The sequence below is a fragment of the Roseburia sp. OF03-24 genome, assembly GCF_003463035.1.
Taxonomy (GTDB): Bacteria; Bacillota; Clostridia; order Lachnospirales; family Lachnospiraceae; genus Roseburia; species Roseburia rectibacter.
In genome coordinates this window covers 1-545 of record NZ_QSCK01000099.1, presented here as the reverse complement: position 1 = coordinate 545, position 545 = coordinate 1, and the positions used below count along the sequence as shown (strand labels likewise).

The window sequence follows — 545 nt, the reverse complement described above, 5'->3', positions numbered from 1 at the left end:
TGCGCCACAGCCTTGGCAGGCCATCGCGCAGCGATTTTGTTCAATCGGAAGTTGTGGAGGTGCTTTATGAACGAGAGAGAAAAAATTATCCGATTATGGTTTGATATGTGGATTAAGAAAGCAGATTTAGGAATTGACAATATTTTTACAGATGATGTTGTATATACTGAGAGTTGGAGTCCTAAATATGAAAACCGCAAAACGGTAAAGCACTGGTTTGACGAATGGAATACACGTGGAAGTGTTCTTGTCTGGGAGATTAAGCAATTTTTTCATCAAGGCAATCAAACAATCGTGGAGTGGTATTTTAAAAACAAAATGAATAATGGAAATGTTGAAGAATTTGACGGAATATCTTTAATTGTATGGACACAGGATAACAAAATAAAATCATTAAAAGAGTTTGGTTGCAATCTTCATAATTACAATCCATATCGAGATAGTGATATTCCCGTATTTCGAGAAGAAAAAGCAAATTGGTTTTGAGAGGACTATAAATTCAAGTTTGTCTGACTGATAAATAATTTAATAACTGTTTTACAAAG

At 34.3% G+C, this 545-nt stretch carries 1 protein-coding gene; it reads left to right on the top strand.

The annotated features are described in order from the left end of the window. Positions 1 to 66 precede the first annotated feature (66 nt). On the top strand, positions 67 to 486 hold the full coding sequence (locus DXA60_RS18560; protein ID WP_006573504.1) for a nuclear transport factor 2 family protein: 420 nt from the start codon (positions 67 to 69) through the stop codon (positions 484 to 486). Positions 487 to 545: the final 59 nt, after the last annotated feature.

Bases quoted from the DNA above. Each gene is read 5' to 3' on its own strand.
- DXA60_RS18560 (WP_006573504.1), top strand. From the start codon at position 67: ATGAACGAGAGAGAAAAAATTATCCGATTATGGTTTGATATGTGGATT.